21 protein-coding genes are annotated in these 21301 nt (G+C 38.8%); 11 read left to right on the forward strand and 10 right to left on the reverse strand.

Translation table 11 applies throughout. From position 1 onward, the window contains the following. Nucleotides 1-47 precede the first annotated feature (47 nt). The 9 genes from RM545_RS04720 to RM545_RS04760 form a co-directional block, all read right to left on the reverse strand. Nucleotides 48-1724: a sodium/sugar symporter gene (locus tag RM545_RS04720; RefSeq protein WP_311494171.1), complete on the reverse strand. Its 1677-nt coding sequence runs from the start codon at nucleotides 1722-1724 to the stop codon at nucleotides 48-50. Between the two features lie 75 nt (nucleotides 1725-1799). After that, nucleotides 1800-2798, reverse strand: a complete 999-nt coding sequence (locus RM545_RS04725; protein ID WP_311494172.1) for an aldose epimerase family protein — start codon at nucleotides 2796-2798, stop codon at nucleotides 1800-1802. 10 nt (nucleotides 2799-2808) lie between these two features. Then, on the reverse strand, nucleotides 2809-4629 hold the full coding sequence (locus RM545_RS04730) for a DUF885 domain-containing protein (RefSeq protein ID WP_311494173.1): 1821 nt from the start codon (nucleotides 4627-4629) through the stop codon (nucleotides 2809-2811). A 7-nt stretch (nucleotides 4630-4636) separates the two neighbouring features. Then, nucleotides 4637-6490, reverse strand: coding sequence for a CocE/NonD family hydrolase (locus RM545_RS04735; RefSeq protein ID WP_311494174.1), 1854 nt, complete (start codon nucleotides 6488-6490; stop codon nucleotides 4637-4639). Between the two features lie 69 nt (nucleotides 6491-6559). Beyond that, nucleotides 6560-7885 carry a tRNA lysidine(34) synthetase TilS gene (gene tilS, locus RM545_RS04740; RefSeq protein WP_311494175.1) on the reverse strand — a complete coding sequence of 442 codons (1326 nt, stop codon included), beginning with the start codon at nucleotides 7883-7885 and terminating at the stop codon, nucleotides 6560-6562. Between the two features lie 236 nt (nucleotides 7886-8121). After that, nucleotides 8122-9420 carry an anthranilate synthase component I family protein gene (locus RM545_RS04745; protein ID WP_311494176.1) on the reverse strand — a complete coding sequence of 433 codons (1299 nt, stop codon included), beginning with the start codon at nucleotides 9418-9420 and terminating at the stop codon, nucleotides 8122-8124. An 86-nt stretch (nucleotides 9421-9506) separates the two neighbouring features. Further along, nucleotides 9507-9875, reverse strand: a complete 369-nt coding sequence (locus RM545_RS04750) for a DUF5615 family PIN-like protein (protein WP_311494177.1) — start codon at nucleotides 9873-9875, stop codon at nucleotides 9507-9509. Then, the gene (locus RM545_RS04755; protein ID WP_311494178.1) at nucleotides 9875-10102 is read right to left on the reverse strand and encodes a DUF433 domain-containing protein; all 228 of its coding nucleotides are present in this window, start codon (nucleotides 10100-10102) and stop codon (nucleotides 9875-9877) included. Before RM545_RS04755 ends, RM545_RS04750 begins: the two co-directional genes overlap by 1 nt. A 41-nt stretch (nucleotides 10103-10143) precedes the next feature. Then, nucleotides 10144-10680, reverse strand: coding sequence for an NADPH-dependent FMN reductase (locus RM545_RS04760; RefSeq protein WP_311494179.1), 537 nt, complete (start codon nucleotides 10678-10680; stop codon nucleotides 10144-10146). Nucleotides 10681-10784: 104 nt separating this feature from the next. On the opposite strand from RM545_RS04760, the gene RM545_RS04765 reads away from it, so the two are divergent. From RM545_RS04765 to RM545_RS04780, 4 genes are all read left to right on the forward strand, one after another. After that, on the forward strand, nucleotides 10785-11663 hold the full coding sequence (locus tag RM545_RS04765) for an aldose 1-epimerase family protein (RefSeq protein ID WP_311494180.1): 879 nt from the start codon (nucleotides 10785-10787) through the stop codon (nucleotides 11661-11663). 27 nt (nucleotides 11664-11690) lie between these two features. Further along, nucleotides 11691-11927, forward strand: a complete 237-nt coding sequence (locus tag RM545_RS04770) for a hypothetical protein (protein WP_311494181.1) — start codon at nucleotides 11691-11693, stop codon at nucleotides 11925-11927. 123 nt (nucleotides 11928-12050) lie between these two features. Then, nucleotides 12051-12446, forward strand: coding sequence for a hypothetical protein (locus RM545_RS04775; protein WP_311494182.1), 396 nt, complete (start codon nucleotides 12051-12053; stop codon nucleotides 12444-12446). A 109-nt stretch (nucleotides 12447-12555) separates the two neighbouring features. Further along, nucleotides 12556-13899: a DEAD/DEAH box helicase gene (locus RM545_RS04780; RefSeq protein ID WP_311494183.1), complete on the forward strand. Its 1344-nt coding sequence runs from the start codon at nucleotides 12556-12558 to the stop codon at nucleotides 13897-13899. A 422-nt stretch (nucleotides 13900-14321) separates the two neighbouring features. Here the strand turns inward: RM545_RS04780 and lpdA are convergent, their stop codons facing one another. Next, on the reverse strand, nucleotides 14322-15728 hold the full coding sequence (gene lpdA, locus RM545_RS04785) for a dihydrolipoyl dehydrogenase (protein WP_311494184.1): 1407 nt from the start codon (nucleotides 15726-15728) through the stop codon (nucleotides 14322-14324). A gap of 437 nt (nucleotides 15729-16165) precedes the next feature. Here lpdA and nhaC point away from each other — a divergent pair, with 437 nt between their 5' ends. The 7 genes from nhaC (at nucleotide 16166) to RM545_RS04820 (ending at nucleotide 21077) form a co-directional block, all read left to right on the forward strand. Next, nucleotides 16166-17647, forward strand: a complete 1482-nt coding sequence (gene nhaC, locus RM545_RS04790; RefSeq protein WP_311494185.1) for a Na+/H+ antiporter NhaC — start codon at nucleotides 16166-16168, stop codon at nucleotides 17645-17647. A gap of 194 nt (nucleotides 17648-17841) precedes the next feature. Continuing rightward, nucleotides 17842-18480 carry a peroxiredoxin gene (locus RM545_RS04795; RefSeq protein WP_311494186.1) on the forward strand — a complete coding sequence of 213 codons (639 nt, stop codon included), beginning with the start codon at nucleotides 17842-17844 and terminating at the stop codon, nucleotides 18478-18480. A gap of 18 nt (nucleotides 18481-18498) precedes the next feature. Then, nucleotides 18499-18813, forward strand: coding sequence for a thioredoxin family protein (locus tag RM545_RS04800; protein WP_311485740.1), 315 nt, complete (start codon nucleotides 18499-18501; stop codon nucleotides 18811-18813). Continuing rightward, nucleotides 18794-19042, forward strand: a complete 249-nt coding sequence (locus RM545_RS04805; RefSeq protein WP_311485739.1) for a DUF6952 family protein — start codon at nucleotides 18794-18796, stop codon at nucleotides 19040-19042. Before RM545_RS04800 ends, RM545_RS04805 begins: the two co-directional genes overlap by 20 nt. A 133-nt stretch (nucleotides 19043-19175) precedes the next feature. After that, nucleotides 19176-19676, forward strand: coding sequence for a thiol peroxidase (gene tpx, locus RM545_RS04810; RefSeq protein WP_311494187.1), 501 nt, complete (start codon nucleotides 19176-19178; stop codon nucleotides 19674-19676). Beyond that, the gene (locus tag RM545_RS04815; RefSeq protein ID WP_311494188.1) at nucleotides 19676-20041 is read left to right on the forward strand and encodes a diacylglycerol kinase; all 366 of its coding nucleotides are present in this window, start codon (nucleotides 19676-19678) and stop codon (nucleotides 20039-20041) included. The genes tpx and RM545_RS04815 overlap by 1 nt, the downstream gene beginning before the upstream one ends. A 31-nt stretch (nucleotides 20042-20072) precedes the next feature. Then, nucleotides 20073-21077 (forward strand): alpha/beta fold hydrolase, encoded by a 1005-nt coding sequence (locus tag RM545_RS04820; protein WP_311494189.1) that lies wholly within the window; start codon nucleotides 20073-20075, stop codon nucleotides 21075-21077. Nucleotides 21078-21301 lie beyond the last annotated feature (224 nt).

Raw genomic sequence — 21301 nt, forward strand, 5'->3', positions numbered from 1 at the left:
TTTTGCTTCAGTTTATCTAACTAAAAACATATTTCTCTTATTTTTTCCTACCAGAACAAGGCATATAACATTGCAACAATTAATAAAATTGCAAAACCACATATATTAAAAACAGGACCTGTTTCAAATAACTTCTTAGAAATTATAATAGCTCTTTCATGGTCTCTTCCTTTTGTTTCAGCATAACTTATCCCAACCATAATGAGCATCGTTAATATCCAGGTGATAAACATTTGATGCATGAAAGGCAACTCCACAAATAGCGGACTATCTACCCATCCATTGGGACCAACTTTAAAATAAAGCGCTATTGGAATAGATAATAAAACTCCCCAGATTGCTGCTTTGTTAGTAGTCTTTTTGTAAAACAAGCCGAGCATAAATACCGCCAGGATACCGGGACTCACTATACCCGTGTATTCCTGGATGTACTGAAATACCTGACCCAGGTTTGCCAGTTGCGGAGCAAGAATTACAGCTATAATAAGAGCAATTGTAGCAGAAAGCCTTCCTACCGTAACCAGGTTTTTATCAGAACGTCCTTTACTAAAATAAGGTTTATAGATATCCATGGTAAAAATGGTTGCCGTAGAGTTCAGCATCGATGCAATGGAAGACACGATAGCCGCGGCCAGAGCAGCCAATACAAGGCCTTTAAGCCCTACAGGAATAAATTCTTTTATGAGCCATGGAAAGGCGTTGTCATTGATAATGGTTCCGCTTTCAGCAATAAAAGAAGGATCTGTAAAAGCTGAAGATATCTCTCCGTTAGGTCCGGTGTTCATTACATAAGCTATGATTCCGGGAATAACCACGATTAACGGAATAAGTAGTTTAAGGAATCCGGCCAGGATAATTCCCTTCTGCGATTCACGAAGACTTTTTGCAGCCAGCGTCCTTTGGATAATATATTGATTGAATCCCCAGTAGTAAAGGTTCGCAACCCACATTCCTCCAAGTAACACGGCTAATCCGGGTAAATCCCACCAGGCATCTTTTCCATTAGGTGTCATTATCTCTCCCTTCTCCAGGATCATAGAGAACTTCTCTGGTACCTGTTCGTAGATAGAAACCATACCCGATATCACTCCTCCATCTTCTGCCACATGAGTAAGGCCAATGTAAGTGGTGATCAAACCACCAGCGATAAGAAGAACCACCTGCACAACATCTGTCCATGCCACAGCTGCAAGTCCGCCATAAAGCGAGTACGCAGCCGCAAAGAGCGCAAGACCTACTATAGAATACATAAATATGGAACCATCTCCAACACCAATAATAGTATCGAGAGCTGTGGCACCCAGATAAAGAACTGAAGTAAGGTTAACGAAGATAAAAAGTGCAATCCAGAAAATGGCCAATATCGTCTTAAGGTTTGTCCCATAACGTACTTCCACAAATTCCGGAATTGTATAAAGTTTCTTTTCAATAAATATGGGTAAAAAGAATTTTCCCACTACCAGCAATGTAATTGCTGCCATCCACTCGTAAGATGCTATGGCGAGACCTATTGCAAAACCAGAACCAGACATCCCTATAAACTGCTCTGCGGAAATATTTGCTGCGATCAGGGAAGTACCTATCGCCCACCACGGTAAAGATTTACTGGCAAGAAAATAATCTTCTGAAGATTCTCCCTTTCCTCTGGAAACCCATAAACCTATCCCAATGATTAATAACGCATACGCTGCGAAAACAATCTGATCCAGTAATTCAAATTCCATATGTCGATTTAAAATTTTGTTAAATATATAATTTTAAATTTTAAACGTAAAATTTACCTTTAAAATTTATCGATATTATTTCTTTACTGAAAAGCTTAACGAGATTTTATTAATGTACTTTTCTCCAGGCGCCAGCTGGCTGGAAGGAAAATTTCTGAAGTGCGGAGCATCGGGAAAATTCTGTGCCTCAAGACAGATCGAAGGATATTCCTTTGAAATGGAGGTCTGGTAACTTAGAGAAGACGGCAGTTCTTCAGGAGCATAAGCTATTATCGCACTTTGATTAGTGCGCATTTCCATTTTTATTCCCGTCATTGGGGAGAACAATCGCGCAGAAACCTCCTGGTCATCAGAATTTAGTACATAAGCATCATTTAAAACCCGATTCCCAATTAGTTTATTACTACCAAAATTTTTCGGGTGTTTCGGTAAATTCACAAGGTCGCCCGTGGGAAGATTTTTCTCATCGATCTTCAGAATTTTGTCGGCATTAATAAAAAGAAAATGATCACTCACACTACCTTCTCCATTTAAATTGAAATAAGCATGATTGGTAAGGTTAACGATGGTGTTTCTGTCAGTTTCTGCTGTATAGGTAATACTAAGTTTATCATCTTCAGAAAGCGTATAGTTAACCTGAACTTTTAAATTTCCCGGGTATCCTTCTTCTCCATCCTCACTAAAGTAAGACAAAGTAACCGATGGATTTTTTCCTGAAGTTTCTTCTTCTACATGCCATAATTTATACTGGAATCCCTCAGCTCCTCCATGCAAATGCTCTCCATTTTTTTGCGGAAGCACATACTTTTCCTTCCCAATACTAAATTCTTCCTTACTAATTCTACCCGCAAAACGGCCTATAGAAGCCCCGAATAATTTATTATAATCCTTATAGCGGGCGGTGAGAAAATCTTCAGGTCGTCTTGGAGAAACGATTACATTTACCCTTTTACCAGTTGAGTCATCCATTTTCATACTAAAAAGTGTAGCTCCCAGATTGAGAATTTCCACTTCAGTCTGATTGTTGTTCCTAAGCTTTATCAACTTAAGATCCTTTTGCTCTATTTGCTCCAATTGCTAATTTTTAACTTTTATTCTCTGCGATCCACTCATCAACCTTTTGTTCCAGAATATTTAAAGGTATCGCTCCGTCGAGCAAAACTACATCATGAAATTCACGTATATCAAAATTTTCTCCTAATTGTGACCTGGCTCTTTCCCGCAGCTCAAGAATTTTATTCATTCCAATTTTGTAAGCTGTTGCCTGGCCTGGCATTACAATATGCCTCTCCACCATTTTTACTGCATCACTTTCTGCATTGGGTGTATTTTGTTTATAATAGTCGATTCCCTCTTCACGAGTCCATTTTTTAGCATGGATTCCAGTATCAACCACTAATCTCACAGCTCGCCAAAGCTCCATTGCCAGGCGACCAAAATCTGAATATGGATCTTCATAAAAACCTATTTCTTTCGGAAGCAGCTCGCTATACAATCCCCAACCTTCTACATAAGCTGTATAAAAACCGAATTTTCTGAAATCGGGAACCTCTTCCAGTTCCTGGGCGATTGCTATTTGCATATGATGTCCCGGGATACCCTCGTGATAAGCCAGCGCGTCCAGCTGGTAAGTGGGCATGGCTTTTATATCGTACAAATTGGCATAAAATGTCCCCGGTCGGGAGCCATCCATGGCAGGCTGCTGATAAAAAGCTTTTCCTGCACTTTTTTCCCTGAAAGGTTCCACGGCTTTCACCACGATTTTGGCTTCAGGAAGTGTAAGAAATAAATCAGGAAGCTTTTCCCGCATCTGGTCTATGATCTCTTTCGCATCAGCCAGGTACTTTGCCCGTCCTTCTTCGCTATCTTCATAAAAAAATTGTTCATCTGTCCTCATGAAGTTAAAGAAATCCTGAAGCGAACCTTCAAATTCCACTTCCTTCATAATTTCTTCCATTTCCCTGTGGATGCGCGCAACTTCATTTAACCCGATTTCATGGATTTCATCTGCTGTTAAATCTGTAGTGGTTGTCCTTTTTAAAGCATTGTTATAAAACTCCTCACCTTTAGGGAATTTCCATACCCCCGCTTCAGAGGTTGCCCGCTTCTGTTGATTTTCAAGAAAAGCAATTAGCTCTGTATAAGCCGGTTTCACCTGCTCTACAAGTGCAGTTTCGGCTTCTGCAATTAATTGCTGCTCTTCTTCTTCAGAAATATCCAGAGCCTCTACTTTGGATTTAAAATCTGCGAGTAACGTACTTGCATCAGTAGATTTCTCAAATGGTCTTCCGGTAATAATGTTCCGGGAGTCATCCAAAACTTTATCAAAAACAAACCGCGGTGGTATAATCTGGTTCTGCTCCCTTATTCTTAATCCTTCAATAATTTCTTTAAAAGCTTCAGGAAATCCCTTAAGCCTCGAAATATAGGCTTCAGCATCGCTTATGGAATCTATGCTGTGCATGTTTATAAGAAAAGCAGGCAACTGAGAGTGGTAGCCAAACATCTGGTTTACCGGGTAATCGTAAAATCTATAATTATAATCCTCAATTTCATTTTCCAGTCCCTGCCTGTACAACGCATAACTAAGCCGTACGTCTTCATTTAAATTTGCAGGATCTATATCGTCTATATAATCCAGTCTGGTTTTTGCCTGATTAAGGTCTTCAGCATATTTCTCTGTAGAAAAGTTGTCCCATTTACCGTAATCCTCCTTTATCCCCAAGCGTGTTTGAAGCATTGGTGATTCAGCTACTTCCTTTTGAAACTGCTCATCAAAGTATTCGTTCAACGCTGCAGAATTCTGCTCAACATCAACTTCTGAAACAGCCTTTTCCTCCTGTTTACAAGATACAACAGCTAAAACTGACAATATCGGAAGTAGCTTTTTATAACTGAAATTCATAAATTCTCTATTCATTTAAAACTGAAAATATCACAGCCGAATCTCCGTAAACGGTATGTGTTTGCTTCTGAAAATCTTCTTCTTCGGCTTCAAAAATATTAGGAACATAAGTCTGCGGATTAAGATCTATTAGTGGAAACCAGGTACTTTGAACCTGAATTTGCAACTTATGCCCTTTTTTAAAAGTATGATTAATATCCTGTAAATTGATGTTTACAGCAGTTTTTTTATTTGGCTCAAAAGGTTCAGGATTTTCGAATCCGTTTCTAAACCTTCCGCGCATTACTTCACTGCGCACCATCATATGATAATTGCTCATTTTAAGATGTGCCGGAGTCTCTTCATAATCTTCGGCATCGGGAGGATAAACATCGATTACCTTCACCACCCAATCTGACGAAGTTCCGGTGGTAGCAACTTGTAGACGCGCTTCTATAGGTCCGGCCATTTTCAGGTCTTCCTCTAAAACTTCGGTTTCAAAAACTAGTACATCTGGTCTCCTGGCCGCAAACCGTTGGTCGCCGGTCATATATTCCCGCGGAGTAAAAACCATTTTAATTTCATTATTATAGGAAACAGGTTTTTTTGGATCGCTGATAAATTCTTCCTTAGAATCTGAAGGATTATCTGTTAAGTTCTCATTTTCGCCAAGGTAGAATGGTCTTTTTTCTACTGCTTTTGGTGGCCAGGCTTTATAGTTATCCCATTTCCTTTCGCCGGTGTCGTACATATGAGCTTCTGCAAGTCCGTTATTTCCATCTGCTTCTCCTTTTAGAAAATGATTAAAGAATACCGTCTCATAGTTCTCCTGAAAATCTTCAGAAATGTTATCTCCAAAATAAACATTTCCTACTGCCTGTCTATCTTCATTCCTGGCCCAGTCACCGTGGCTCCAGGGGCCAAAAACTATCGAGTTATAATTATCGCTATGCTCTTCAATACTTTTGTAAATATTAAACGGTCCGTAAAGATCTTCAGCATCAAAAAGTCCGCCCACGATCATCACCGCTGGCTTAATATTTTTCATATGCTGCACGATTCCGCGGGATTGCCAGAATTCATCATAGTTTGGATGCTCCTTTAATTGCTGCCAGAAAATGTTATCCTCTCCATAGTATTTATCGAGATTGCTCAACGGACCTGCATCCAGGAAAAACTGGTATTGATCCTGAGTTTCAAGTTCCGGAAGGTTGTACCACGCCTCATCTGTCGGTCCATCCTTCTGATAACCAAAAAGCGCAGTTGCCCGCCAGTAACTTAGAAGATAAGCACCATTATGATGGAAATCGTCAAAAAAGAAATCACCAATACTGGCCTGAGGGGAAGCTGCCTTTAACGCCGGGTGATCACTTAAAAGTGAATATGTAGCATAAAAACCGGGATAGGAAATTCCCCAGGTGCCAACTCTGCCATTATTATTTTCCACATTGTTTATCAGCCACTCAATGGTATCGTAAGTATCGCTGGCCTCATCAAACTGTTCCCCGGTTTTATTAGGAATAAAAGCACGCATATTATCATATTGTCCTTCACTCATCCATCTGCCACGAACGTCCTGGTACACGATGATATTTCCTTGCTGCATTAAATATTCGTTTGGACCAATTTTGGAACGGAATTGGTCTTCTCCATAAGGCCGCGAACTGTAAGGCGTACGCTGCATTAAAATCGGGTACTCTGTAGAGGTATCAATAGGTGAATAAATAGTGGTATGGAGCTTTTTACCGTCCCTCATCGGGATATCCACCTCCATTTTTGTATAGTTTTCTTCTACGCTGTAATCCTCCTGTAACTGGGCAAAAGACTGAGCTCCAATAAAGAAGAATAGGTTTAAAAGTAAAGTAATTCTGAATAATTTCATTCCGTGGGTTTTAAAAGTTCCTAAAGATAGAAATTACCGGATAAACTAATAAATTTTATTGTTTTAGCTTTAGCTGAAGGATTGAAGACAGCACGAAATTTTTAGTATTTCCTGCTTTTCTGAAGTTATTGCAAAACGATCGTCTGCCCTGTGGTTTATTACCCACACAATGTCTTCTCCGGAACATAACAACCAGGTATTTTCCTTTTCTGGAATGGACATTTTTTGGTCCTTAAAGAAATCGCTGATTTTTTTTCTGCCTTTCATCCCGAAGGGATAAAAGTAATCGCCTTTTTTCCATTTTCGTATTTTTAGCGGAAACCGAAGTTTTTCCCTCGCAACAAAAATTCTTGTGTTATCTCTGTTTTTGTCAATTTCTTCTACTTTTCGAAAAGCAATCCTGCCCAGCGGCAACATTACCAAATCTTCTTCTTCAGCAATCGTATAAATTTTATCTTCAGAATGATTTATTTCGGTTAAAATTAAGGTGTCGCGATCTTTTATAAGCCGGTAATCTTCAGAATAAATTATTTTTCCCGGCTGTGCGTCCAAAAGATTATGAATATCACTCCATTCTGTAAAGCCAAAAGACTTCAGGAGCTGATAGAGAATTGCTTTTGTATTAGGTACTTTTTTAAGAAAATTAACATCCAGTGTATAGCCAAATTTAGCAGTTTTCACCACCTTAGGATAAATAAGGCTTATATAATCTTCAATTAAGGCCTCACTTTCTTTTAAATGCGCCTGAGTTTGAGAAAAACTTTGCAATAACTGCGGATTCAATTCTTCCAGCACCGGCACTACATCGTGCCGAATTTTATTCCGAAGATATTTTGTGGAAGCATTACTACTGTCTTCCCTCCACTTGATGCTGTTATCACGGGCATAAGTTTCTATTTCTCTCCGGGAAAAATCCAGCATTGGCCGAATAATTCTATCGTTTTCAATTAAAATTCCGCTTAAACCTTCCAGTCCCGTGCCACGCACCAGGTTGATAAGGAAAGTTTCCAGATTGTCGTTGGCGTGGTGGGCCGTGAGAATATATTCAAATTTTAAAGTTTCAGATAACTCTCTAAACCAGTTATAACGCAATTCCCGGGCCGCCATCTGGATAGAGATTTTAGCTTCTTCAGCAAAAGCTTCGGTATCAAAATTCTGAACAAAAACTTCAACTTCAAGCTCATCTGCCAGATCAATTACAAAATCTTCATCCCCGTCACTTTCTTCTCCCCTGAGGTTAAAATTGCAGTGTGCTATGGAGAATTCCAGTTTTGCAGCTTTACAAAGATACGCTAGAACCACACTGTCCAGCCCCCCGCTGACTGCCAGCAGAAGATTTTTTCCGCATAAGAAGGGAAACCTGGATTTGAGGATATTTTTAAAAGATTTCTCCATAGATACTCAAATATAATTCAACGTTACAGAACCCGTCTTACCTCCTGCAAGGTTTCCAAAACCTTGTAGGTTTATTTAGGTTTTATAGCTACTACAAAGTGTAAAAACCTTGCAGGAAAACTCAAGCTAGAAAGTTATGTTCCCGTAAAGATTTCGCAAAATTATACTCTCCAATATACAAAAAGAGCCTCTTCTTCTCTCCTGCAAAAAATAATTTCTGTTCAATCGTGTAAAAATTAACCCGACAAAGCTTCCCGCATCGCCTTTGCTTTGAGCAGGCACTCCTCATATTCCTTTTCAGGATTAGATTTTGTAGTAATAGCACCACCTACCGAAAATGACAAATATCGATCTTCAGCATTGTAAAGAATACTGCGTATTACCACGTTAAAATCGAAATCCCCGTTTGGTGTAAAATATCCCACAGCACCGCTGTAGAGTCCGCGTTTGGTTTCTTCCAGTTCTTCAATAATCTTCATTGCTGAAATTTTTGGAGCCCCGGTCATGCTTCCCATCGGGAAGGTGGCGCGCAGGGTTTCCACAGCCGGTATTCCATTTTCAAGTTGTGCCGAAATTGTTGAAATCAACTGGTGCACCTGCTTAAAACTGTAAACTTTACAAAGTTCCTCCACCTGCACACTTCCTTTTTTGGCAATTTTCGACAAATCGTTGCGCACCAGATCGACAATCATCACATTTTCAGAAACCTCCTTAGGGTCATTTGCGAGTGCGTGGCTAATTTTGAGGTCTTCCTCCTTATTTTCAGCCCTTCTGGCTGTTCCTTTAATAGGCTGGGACAAGATTTTGCTTCCGGTTTTCTTTAAATAACGCTCTGGAGACGCACAAAGTAGATAATACTGCTCCAGTTTTAAAAAAGTGGCAAACGGCGGACCGGAAATTTCATTGAGCTTTGAAAAAACTACCGATGGTTGAATTTGGCAATTTTCGGCATAGAATTCCTGGCAAAAGTTAGCTTCATAAATATCTCCCCACTGGATGTGGGAGAGCATTTTATTAATCTTAACGAGGTATTCTTCTTTGGAAATACGTGGTAAAATTTCCTGATTTCTCAGTCTTTCCTCTTTTCTCTCTCCCCTCTCCTCTAAATCAAGAATTTCTGCAAAATCTTCATCCATTTCGTCATCTACCATTCTTAAATAATGGAATTCTGCAAATTTTCCTTTAACCTGAATAATTTTTTGAGGCTGAAAAAAGTAAAGATCCGGAAAACGGAGTCCGTCGTAATTTTGTGAAGTCAGCCGCTCCACATCATTTTTAAGATCGTAAGAAAGATATCCGAAAATCCAGTCTTTGGTGGTTTCCTGGTACTCCTGAAGTTGATCAAAAGCCTGGTGATAATCTGTTTTTAAAGCTGTAAAAGCCTGCACCGCCAAAAGAGCGTCAAAACTGCTGTTTTCCTGCTGATAATTATTGCTGTCCAGCCAGGCGACTTCATCAAACTGCCGGCTCCAGGCGAATAATTGTTTTTTAAACTTTTCCGGATTATCTAAAGGAAAGGATTTGGTAGTACGCACTTAAATTATTAATTTGATGTGCAAATGTAGTTAAAGCAGTTCTCAAAAACACCTGATAAAACCCGCATTCATCAATGAAATCTATATTACTTATCTTCTTTTGTAATAAAAGTCACCGTATCCAGATCTAATTCTACCAAAAATTTTCCTTTTACATTTAAACGCTCAATTGCTTCTATATTTGTGGAAATAATTTTGATTAAAGTTGATGTAGCCATATTACCTAAGTTCACCTTTACCAATTTTCTGGGAGTATTTCCTATTAGATGACTATTCTTAAAATCAACATCTTTTGTGATTACGATTAAGTCATTTTCATCGGCATAAAAGCAGATATCCTGGTCCTTGGTATTCCATTTATCAAGAATTTCATTAACATGGATTGCCTCAAATCCTTTTGATTTTAAATAATTAGCTATTTTATAAGAAATATGGACATCTAAAAGAAATTTCATTATGCCACTTCCTCGATATTATGACCGGAGAGGGAAAGTTTTGCATATTGTAAAGAAGCAAGAATATCTTCTCTTTCCAACTCGGGATGATCTTCCAAAATTTGCTCAATACTCATTCCTGCTCCAAGCATATCGATGATGACTTCTACCGGCCATCGCATTCCCCTTATGCACGGTTTGCCATGACAAACTTGCGGATCCCTGCTAATTTTATTAAGTAAATGCATTACGCTCTATTTCAATTCTATCAAATTTACATCTTTTTGCATCAACTCTCCACCTCGTGCGAAAAAGTAGTTAAAACATCTTCAATTCCCATGTCCAGAACTTCGTTATGTACTTTATTATCCCGAAAATTATCTGCGTACGACGGGAAACTGAAGCTTTCCACTACCCGCCCGCCAAACCTGGGTAGAACACTTTTTGTAAATTCCAGGGCACTTGCAGCACCACGTGCACCGTTGGAAGTACTTATAAGCAGGATCTTTTTATCCTTCAGAAAATTTCTATCAGCACGGGAAAGCCAGTCGATGCAATTTTTAAAATACGAGGAAACGGTGCCATTATGCTCATTAACGGCAATAATAAGAGCATCATGTTCTGCAATTATATTTTTTACAATTTTCACATCCATGGGAATTCCCCTTTCCGTCTCAAGATCTGCACTGTACATGGGAAAATCGTATTCGGTGAGTTTAATCAATTTCACTTCGTGCCCCTGGATCCTTTCGGAAATGTGTGTAAGCAAGCGGTGGTTGATTGAAGTACTACTATTAGAACCGGCAAAAGCGAGGATTTTCTTCATTTTTAGATTTTATCTGAATTCAAAAATAACTAAAACATCTTGTCCTCCGAATAAAAGAGAAATAATGATTGTAACTTTAATTCCGGAACATAAAACCTTCAGTTTTGAAAAAATTTACTCTTCAGAATGAACACCTCAGCATTTCAGTGCTTGAAAAAGGAGCTGAACTTTGCAGCATCAAAAATCTTAAAACCGAAAAAGAACATATCTGGCAGGCCGATCCTGAAATCTGGAGCAGCCATGCCCCAAACTTATTCCCGATAATTGGTGTTTTAAAGGACGGACAATATTTTTATGAAGGTGAAGCTTATTACATGCCAAAACACGGAATGGTTCGCCACAATGAAAACATCAGGTTAAAAGAGAAAACAGAAGATAAACTCGCTTTTGAACTGATTTATTCTGAAGAAAGCCTGAAAAGCTATCCTTTTAAGTTCAATTTTCAGATTATTTATAAGCTGAAGGGCAAAAAACTTCAAATTGCTCAAAAAATTACAAATCTGGATAGCAAAACCATATTTTTCTCCCTTGGAGGGCATCCGGCCTTTAATGCTCCTATTAATAATGATGAAAAATATGAAGATTATTACCTGGAATTTGATCAAAACATGAATTTGGAGACCCATATCCTCAACAATGAAGGTTTGGTGAGCCAGAAAACACAGAGAATTCTTCAAAATGAGAAGAAAATCGAGCTACATGAGCATCTTTTTGATGATGATGCGCTGATTTTTAAAAATATTACCTCCAAAGCAGTGGCCCTAAAAAGCCAATTATCGGGTACTATTTTAACTATTGAATATTCAGATTTTAAAAACCTTGGTGTTTGGGCCAAACCCGGCGCACCTTATGTATGTATTGAGCCGTGGCTGGGAATTGCAGATGTTGAAGGGACAGATCAAAACCTGGAAACCAAGGAAGGTATTCTACAACTGGAAGCAGGGAAAGAATTTAAGGCTGCTTATACGATCAATATTGAGTAACTTAAATAATTACAGTATATTAGATATATGGAAACTTCAGAACTTAAAGAGAAATTAATAGCCAGAATAGAAAGCGTGTCAGATAAGAACCTACTGTCTGACATGCTGAAATTTCTGGAAACCAATTCGACTCCTGATGAAATATATAAACTTTCTGAAGAAGAATTTCAGGCCATTAACGTTGCAAGGGAGCAAATAAAAAACGGCGAATCTTATACGCAAACGGAAATAGAAAAGGAGGTTCAAAAATGGCTAAAAGAATAATTTGATCCATCAACGCAAAAACCGATCTGCGAGACATTCTAGAATTGGAGCAGAGAATAAATTTAAGGCTGCTCACACTATTTTTACCGCATAAGTTAATTGTTATCAGCATCTTAGATGTAGGTGAAATTCAGAGTTGAGCCTGGAAAAACGGTTTTGATTTCTAAACCTCCCGACATAGCAGAGAACTTTACCGTCAGAAATAATTTGGCGCGTGATATATATTTAAAAAAAGAAACCATGGAACATCGTAAACTAGTAAAATTCGGTATTGGAATTTTAATTATGGAAATGTTCCTGATGGGACTTTGGTATTACTGGACAACTCCCGAATTAGGCTCTGCCCTTGAAACTTTACAAATTGTTTTATTTTTATTCGGAATAAATTTAATTATCGGACTTCTACTCTACTTTGTAAAGAAATCATTTGCATTACTATTATTAGCCAATGCTGTAATTTGTCCATTTGTTTTTTATGCTACATGGATAATGTGGTTTACCTACTGGGCTGAATATTAGGATCTCAGGAGGGAAAAAACCTTTGTTACTACATCTTATTTTCCATCAGAGTTTTATCTTTTAATTTGCCGCTCATAGCTTACCTTTGCCGCAAAATAAAATCTACACTTTGACTTTTCAGGATCTAAATCTAAATACACCTTTACGCAATGCACTGGAAGATTTGAACTTCCATTCGCCAACTCCAATCCAGGAACAGGCGTTTCCATCAATTATGTCTGGGAAAGATGTGGTTGGAATTGCCCAAACCGGTACCGGAAAAACCTTTGCCTACCTCCTCCCGCTGCTAAAAATGCTGAAATATTCTGAACAAAAGAATCCGAGGATTCTTATTATGGTGCCCACCAGGGAACTGGTAGTACAGGTGGTGGAAGAGATTGAGAAACTGGCAAAATATATTAATCTGCGGGTTTCGGGTGTTTATGGCGGAGTAAATATTAACACGCAGCACCAAAATTTGCTACAGGGGCAGGATATTTTAGTCGCTACTCCGCGTAGATTATATGATCTGGTTCTAAGGCGGGCTGTGCTGCTAAAATCTATTCAGAAGCTGGTAATAGATGAAGTTGATGTGATGCTGGATCTTGGGTTTAAGTTCCAGATCAACAACATCCTGGAATTATTGCCGCAGAACCGCCAGAGCATTATGTTCTCTGCGACGATGACGGAAACTGTGGAAGAACTGATTGACGCAAATTTTAAAGCTCCGGAAAAAATTTCGGTTGCTGTTAGCGGTACTCCCCTGGAAAATATTGAACAGCGCGGATATAAGATTCCGAATTTTAATACCAAAGCAAATTTACTGAAATATTTACTGCAAGACAGGGAGAAATTCAGCAAAGTATTGATCTTTTTAGACAACAAACGTATTGCCGACAGGTTGTTTGAAATTATTGACAAAGAATTTCCGGAAGAAGCTACGATCGTTCATACCGGCAAAGGCCAGAACTACCGGTTAAGAAGTGTTCGCCAGTTTGGTGACGGATTTTGCCGAATTCTAATCGCTACAGATGTAATGGCCCGCGGACTCGATATTGAAAACATCTCTCATGTTATAAATTTTGACACTCCTGCATACCCCGAAAATTATATGCACAGGATTGGGAGGACCGGCCGTGCAGAAAAGCAGGGAATTTCCTTTTTGTTTACTACAGAAAAGGAACAGCAAAGCCTGGAAAGTATCGAGCAACTTATGAATATGCAGGTGCCAGAATACGATTTACCCGAAAAAGTAGAAGTTTCTACAGAATTAATTCCGGAAGAACGGCCACGGGCCATTGAAATTAATAATCCCGGCGCATCTGCAGACAATGCCGGACCCGCTTTTCACGAGAAAAAAGAGAAGAATCGAAAAGAGAACCTTGGAGGTTCCTACCGAAGAGAAATTGCGAAAAAGTATAAAAAACCAAAAACCCGGGGCGACAAGCATGCAAACAGGAGAAAGAAGAAATAAAATAACTGTCTAAAAAGAACTTCAAAATGTCAATTCGAGCGGAGTCGAGAATTTAGTTGAAAATTAATTATAACATTTCGACTGCGCTCAATGAGACAAAAGTGAAGGCCAATCTTTTTAGACAGCCAATTAATTTATTAGATAAAGATTATGTTCTATTCTTTTTCTTAGCTGCTTTCGCTGCGCGCTTTTCTTTTAAATTAAGTACTGGCTCCTTCTTAGCCGAATTTTTTGAAGGTGATTTTTCTTTCGCCATGATTTCTAAAATTTTAGAATTATTAGGTAAATGTATGAAATTCAGCAATTGAAAATATAAAAAAATTTAGTGCCGAAACATTTTTTTCAGAAGCAAACAGGTTTATAAAAAAACCCGGAAACATCTGCTTCCGGGCTATATCTAAATTAAGGTTATTTGCAATCGACTAGATATGCAACGGACGGTTATCTGTTGCTGCAAGAGCTGCCTCTTTTACTGCTTCAGCAAAAGTTGGGTGCGCATGGCTCATTCTGGAAATATCCTCTGCAGACGCACGGAATTCCATTGCAGTAACCGCTTCAGCAATAAGATCGGCAGTACGGGCGCCAATCATGTGCACTCCAAGAACCTCATCTGTCTTTTCATCTGCAAGGATTTTTACGAATCCGTCAATATCCCCGCTGGCCCGGGAACGTCCCAAAGCACGCATAGGGAACTTACCTTCTTTATACTTCACTCCCGCTTCCTTCAGTTCTTCTTCAGTTTTTCCAACTGCAGCAACTTCCGGCCAGGTATAAACCACACCAGGTATTAAATTATAATCGATATGCGGTTTTTGGCCGGCAATGGTTTCAGCAACAAAAGTTCCCTCCTCCTCTGCCTTGTGTGCCAACATTGCACCGCGCACCACATCACCAATCGCGTAAATATTTGCTGTATTAGTTTGCAAATGATCATTCACTTTTACCCGGCCTTTATCATCAAGTTCTACTCCGGCAGCTTCAGCATTAAGTCCATCAGTAAATGGACGGCGACCAACAGAAACGAGGCAATAATCCCCCTTTAATTCTACTTCGTTATCCTTTTTATCGTCAGCTTTTACAATAACTTCATCACCTTTTCGCTCCACGGCTTTCACCTTATGCTTTACATAAAACTTAACGCCCTGTTTCTTAAGGACTTTGCTAAGTTCTCTGGCAAGAGCGCTGTCCATTGTAGGGATAATACTATCCATAAATTCAACCACAGAAACTTCAGCACCAAGTCGCTTATAAACCTGACCTAATTCCAAACCAATCACTCCGCCACCAATAACAATCATGTGCTTTGGAATTTCCTTCAGCTTAAGTGCTTCTGTAGAAGTGATTACCCGCTCTTTATCAAGGTCGATAAATGGCAAATTTGAAGGCTTGGAACCTGTGGCGATAATTATATTTTTTGCCTCAATGGTTTGAGTTTCCCCTTCAGCATTTTCTATTTTAATATGAGTTTTATCTTCAAAAGATCCTACTCCCTGGATCACATCAATCTTGTTCTTATCCATCAGGAATTTGACTCCGTCACAAGTCTGGCTCACTACAGAAGATTTACGCTTCATCATTTGCTCCAGGTTCACCTTAATATCTCCGGGAATATCTATCCCATGCTCTTCAAAGTGCTCTACAGCATCATGATAATGGTGAGAGGAATCCAATAAAGCTTTACTCGGGATACAACCTACATTTAAACATGTACCTCCAAGGGTTGGGTATTTTTCTATGATTGCAGTTTTCATTCCCAATTGTGCGCAACGTATGGCCGCCACATAACCTCCGGGACCTGAACCAATAACCGCAACATCATATTTACTCATAATTCTATGTTTTTTATGTTGATTTTTTAACAAATTGGTCACAAAAGTACGACTATTCTCTTCAATGAACAACGTTGCAGAGCGGCTTTGTAAAATTTTAAGAACTACTGTGTTGGCTACAACTACTTAATTATGTAATTAGTGAAAAATACTTAATAATATAAGTGTTTTTCAAATGGAGACATCTCTTTCTGACATATCCAAAAAGTAACGGAGGAGCATCGAAAAAAATTGTGGAAATGAATCATCTTTCTTCTTCACGTTTTTCCGGAAGAATATTAATACTTGCTCATTTTTGTTTAAAATCGTAACATTACAGGCTAAACAGGTAAAGAGAGAGTACATAAAGCACTGAAGGGGTTATTTTTTATATAACGAGCCGTTCTTGCTACAATAAATATTTCTCTCACCTACACTTAAGAAATTCTAAACACCTGATGGAAAACGAAAATACCTCCTTTAAAAATGAAAAAATCGAAAAAAACAGGGAGCTGAGTATTGGGGAAGCAATGATCCCGGTCTTTGCACTTATTGCCATGCTGGCTTTTAATGTTTTTGTTTTTAAAGATGCGGCGCTTGATGGTTCCAATCAGTTTATTCTTCTTTTGGGTGGTGCCGTTGCAGCAATTGTAGGGTACTTTAATAAGGTAGACTATGATAAAATGATAGATGAAGTTGCCGGAAATATACAGAGTACCACAGGGGCAATTTTAATTCTATTAATGGTTGGTGCACTTGCCGGAACCTGGATGGTTAGCGGCATTATACCCACCATGATTTATTATGGTCTTCAAATTCTTAATCCGACTATATTCCTGGCCGCCTGCGTGGTTATTTGTGCTGTTATCTCTGTCGCCACGGGAAGTAGCTGGACCACTTCGGCTACCGTGGGGATTGCGCTTATAGGAATTGCCGAAGCATTAGGAATTTCTGTAGGAATGACGGCTGGGGCAATACTTTCAGGAGCTTATTTTGGAGATAAACTTTCTCCGTTAAGCGATACTACCAACCTGGCACCTGCCATGGCCGGGACAGATTTGTTTACCCACATTCGGTATATGACCCTCACCACAGTGCCGACAATTATTATTACACTTATTATTTTTGTAATTATAGGGTTTAATATTGATACTTCAGGAACTACCGATACTTCGGCTATTTTAGGTTCTATAGAACAATCTTTCAGAATTTCGCCCTGGCTCTTTTTAGTTCCGGTAATAGTTATTGCTCTAATTGTAAAAAAGACATCGCCTTTAATTGCCCTTTTAATCGGAACTTTACTGGGAGCCCTTGCCGCACTGATTTTTCAGCCGAATATTGTTGCGCAAATCGCGGGTACCGAAAATCTTGATTTTATAAGTGGTTACCGGGGAATTATGCAAGCCATTACTGTAGATACCGCAGTAGAAACCAGTAACGAAAACTTGAACGATCTTTTCTCTTCCGGCGGAATGGCCGGTATGCTGGGCACGATCTGGTTAATTATCTGCGCCATGGTCTTTGGAGGGATAATGGAAGCCATTGGCGCACTGGCAAGAATCAGCAAAGCGCTTTTAGATATGTTCAACACTGTTTTCGGGTTATTTGCAAGTACGGTTTTTAGCTGTCTCGCGCTTAATTTAACTGCTTCAGATCAATACCTCGCTATTGTTGTGCCGGGAAAAATGTTTGCCCAGGCATACCGGGATAAGGGACTTGCTCCTGAAAACTTAAGCCGGTCCCTGGAAGATTCAGGAACCGTAACGTCGGTACTCGTTCCATGGAATACCTGCGGTGCATATCATAGCGGAGTATTAGGTGTACCTGTACTTTCTTATTTTGGCTATGCATTCTTCAATTACCTGAGTCCGTTTATGACCCTCATATTTGCTGCTTTTAACATAAAAATCAGGGAATTAAAGGAGAAATCTGTCGCATAAAAAATTCAAACTTCCTAATTTCACAGTGGTTTTGAGGTAAAATAGAATTATTCTATTTTCTATTTTAATAATCATAATGAAATCCTATTATTGCATAAAGAATTAAAATTTCAAATCCTTTATTTACTGCACTCATTCTCTAAATTTGCAGCAGATTTAAAAAACAAAAACAAACTTTAAAAATCAGTTATACTATGGCATTAGTAGGAAGAAAATTTCCAAATTTAAGCGTTAACGCAATGAATGAGATGGGCGACACTTTTAAGATCAACATTCTTGAAGAAGCTCAGAAGAATAACAAAAAAGTACTTCTTTTTTGGTATCCCAAGGATTTTACCTTCGTTTGCCCTACAGAACTTCACGCTTTTCAGGAAGCAATGGAAGAATTTGAAAAAAGAAATGTAATGGTAATAGGTGCTTCCTGTGATACTCCCGAGGTTCACTTTGCATGGTTAAACACGCCTAAGGATAACGGAGGGATTGAAGGAGTGACTTATCCAATTCTTGCAGATTCCAACAGAAATCTTAGCTCAAGATTAGGTATACTTGATATCTCTAACGAATCTTACGATGAGGAAACAGGAGATTTAACTGTAGAGGGTGACAATGTTACTTATCGTGCAACTTATCTTATAGACGAAGAAGGAACGATCTTCCATGAAGGTGTTAACCACATGCCACTTGGTAGAAACGTAAAGGAATTTCTTCGTTTAATAGATGCTTATACTCACGTACAGGAAAAAGGAGAAGTATGTCCTGCAAACTGGGAAGAAGGTAAAGAAGGAATGAACGCAAACAGAGAAGGCGTTGCTTCTTACCTAAGCGTAAACTAAAAAAGGAGAAAGACTGTTATGGTAAAAGAAATTGAAAGCGATAATCTAAGCGAAATAGTTGCTGATAATGATACGGTTGTTGTGCAATACATGGCTGGATGGTGCGGTAACTGCCGGTTAATGAAGCCAAAGTTTAAAAAACTGGCTTCAGAAAACGAGAATGTAAAATTCTTAATGGTAGATGCCGAAAAATTTCCGGAGTCAAGAAAAATGGCTAACGTAAACAACCTTCCAACTTTCGCAACCTTTAAAAGTGGAACTTTCGTGAACCAGGTTCAAACCAATAAATTTGAACCATTAAAAGACTTAGTAAATGAAGTTACCGGTAATTAAACACCTTCAACGCAATAACGAAGTTGAAAAACTGGAAAACACCATTGAAGTTTTGGAAAACTTCACCGAGCACAGATCTGTTTCTGACGAGGAAATGGATGTAATTGGAGAATTACTTACCAATCTTTGTGGAGCCGTTGAGGTTCATAAAATGATAGAAAATGGCGATTCTGAAATGGACGCTGCAAATAATTTTGTGAAAAAAGTATTAGGTTCTATAGATAAGTAGACCGCTTTTTATCATGAAAACACAAGTTGAAAAAAGGCTGCTTTTAGTTAAAAGCAGCCTTTTCTGTTTTATGATAATTTTAGTATTACTCAAAGAGTTTAATCCTAAATTTATGTTTCAAAAAAAATTACTTATGTCACAGATAACTTTCAAGGGAGAAAAAGTCACAACTTACGGTGATCTTCCTGCCAAAGATGAAAGAGCCCCACATTTTGAATTGGTAAAATCAGACCTTTCCACAGCGACTTTAAATGATTTTAAAGGAAAACGTGTGGTCATGAATATATTTCCAAGTATAGACACAGGAGTTTGTGCAACTTCTGTAAGAAACTTTAACCAAAGAGCTTCAGATTTAAAGAACACAGTAGTACTCTGTATTTCCAGAGATTTACCTTTTGCTCAAAAGCGTTTTGTAAATGATGAAGGACTGGAAAACGTTGTCAATTTATCAGACTTTAGGGAGAGAAATTTCGGGAAAGATTATGGCCTTGAGATGTTAGATGGTCCTCTGGAAGGATTATTGTCCCGGGTTGTAATTGTTCTGGATGAAAATGGTAATGTAATCCATAGCCAACAGGTAGCAGATATTGCTGAAGAACCAGATTATCTTTCGGCGCTTAAAACGCTTTTATAATGAGAGACAGTTTCCTCGGAAAACGTATTAGAGGAGGAGGCTATGCAATGAAGGGTGCGTGGTTGTTATTAAAACACGAACCAAGTATCCAGGTGCAGTTTGTAATAGCTATTGCTGTAACTATTGCCGGACTCGTTTTTGATATTACCAGAACAGAATGGCTTTTTCAGATCACTGCTATTGGTCTTGTTATGGGTGCAGAAGGTCTAAATACCGCTGTAGAAGCTATGGCAGATTTTGTTCATCCGGATTTCCATAGTAAAATTGGACATATTAAAGACGTTGCTGCAGGAGGAGTATTTTTTGCAGCTGTTGTTGCTGTTATTATCGCAGGATTTATTTATTTTCCTTACATCTTTCCGTAGTTTTCTGTGACTAAAATTAAAATTACTTGTTATGCTGAAGAAATATTATAATATCCTCTTTGCAGTTCTTTCTTTTCTCCCGGTAATTTCCCAGGAAACAGAAGATCTGCAGGAACTGGATTTGCGGCTTACAAGTTACGAATATCCTTATTCGGTAGATTTTTTTGAGGTAAATGCACAGCAGGAAATATATGAAATGGCTTATATGTTTATTGAAGCCGAAAATCCTAATGGAGAAACTATAATGCTGCTCCACGGAAAGAATTTTAATGGCGCTTATTGGGAAACGACTATAGAAGCACTTTCGGCTGAAGGATTTGATGTTTTGGTTCCAGACCAGATTGGCTTCGGGAAATCCAGTAAACCAAATCACTTCCAGTATACTTTTCAGCAACTGGCTTTAAACACAAAAAAGCTCGCAGATTCTTTGGAAATAGAAAAAATGAGCGTTCTAGGACATTCTATGGGAGGAATGCTCGCCACTCGCTTTGCCTTAATGTACCCTGAAGTCACCGAAAGCTTAATCCTGGTAAACCCTATAGGCCTGGAAGACTGGAAGCTGAAAATTCCATATCAGAGTGTAAACGACTGGTACAAACAAGAGCTAAAGAAAGATTATGAAGCCATTAAAAATTATCAGAAGGAAAGCTATTACGCCGGAGACTGGAACGAAGATTATGCCGAATGGGCAAAACTTTTAGCCGGCTGGACACTCAGTGAAAATTATCCTATTATCGCCTGGAATGCCGCGCTTACTTACGACATGATTCTTACCCAACCTGTGGTCTATGAATTTAGTGAATTAAAGGTTCCCACGCTTTTAATCATTGGTACCCGCGACCGCACCGCACTTGGAAAAAACCTGGTTTCAGAAGAGGTAAAAGCCACTATGGGTCTTTATGACCAGCTTGGGGAAGAAACCAGGAACAAAATTCCTAACGCAAAACTTGTAGAAATTAAAGATGTGGGTCACCTTCCACATATTGAAGCTTTTGACCGGTTTATAAATCCGCTTTTGGATTACCTTAAGAATTAGCATGCCGATAATTGACATTTTTGCGGCACCACCTTTAGCCTCTATCTTCTTCAATTACAGGTTGATGCTTTTTCGGTTTAATTCAGAAGAAAAAGCAGATTTAAGTAAACAAACGGGAGGTTTGGCCAGACATAAAGCTGTTTATTAAAGTTAACGGCAAAAATTGCTAATATTCGCTTTTTTCTATCGAAAATTGGCGTTTTTGAACCTGTTTTTAGTCCTTT

Origin of the sequence: Autumnicola lenta (genome assembly GCF_031846515.1) — a bacterium.
In the GTDB taxonomy this organism is placed as follows: Bacteria; Bacteroidota; Bacteroidia; order Flavobacteriales; family Flavobacteriaceae; genus Autumnicola; species Autumnicola lenta.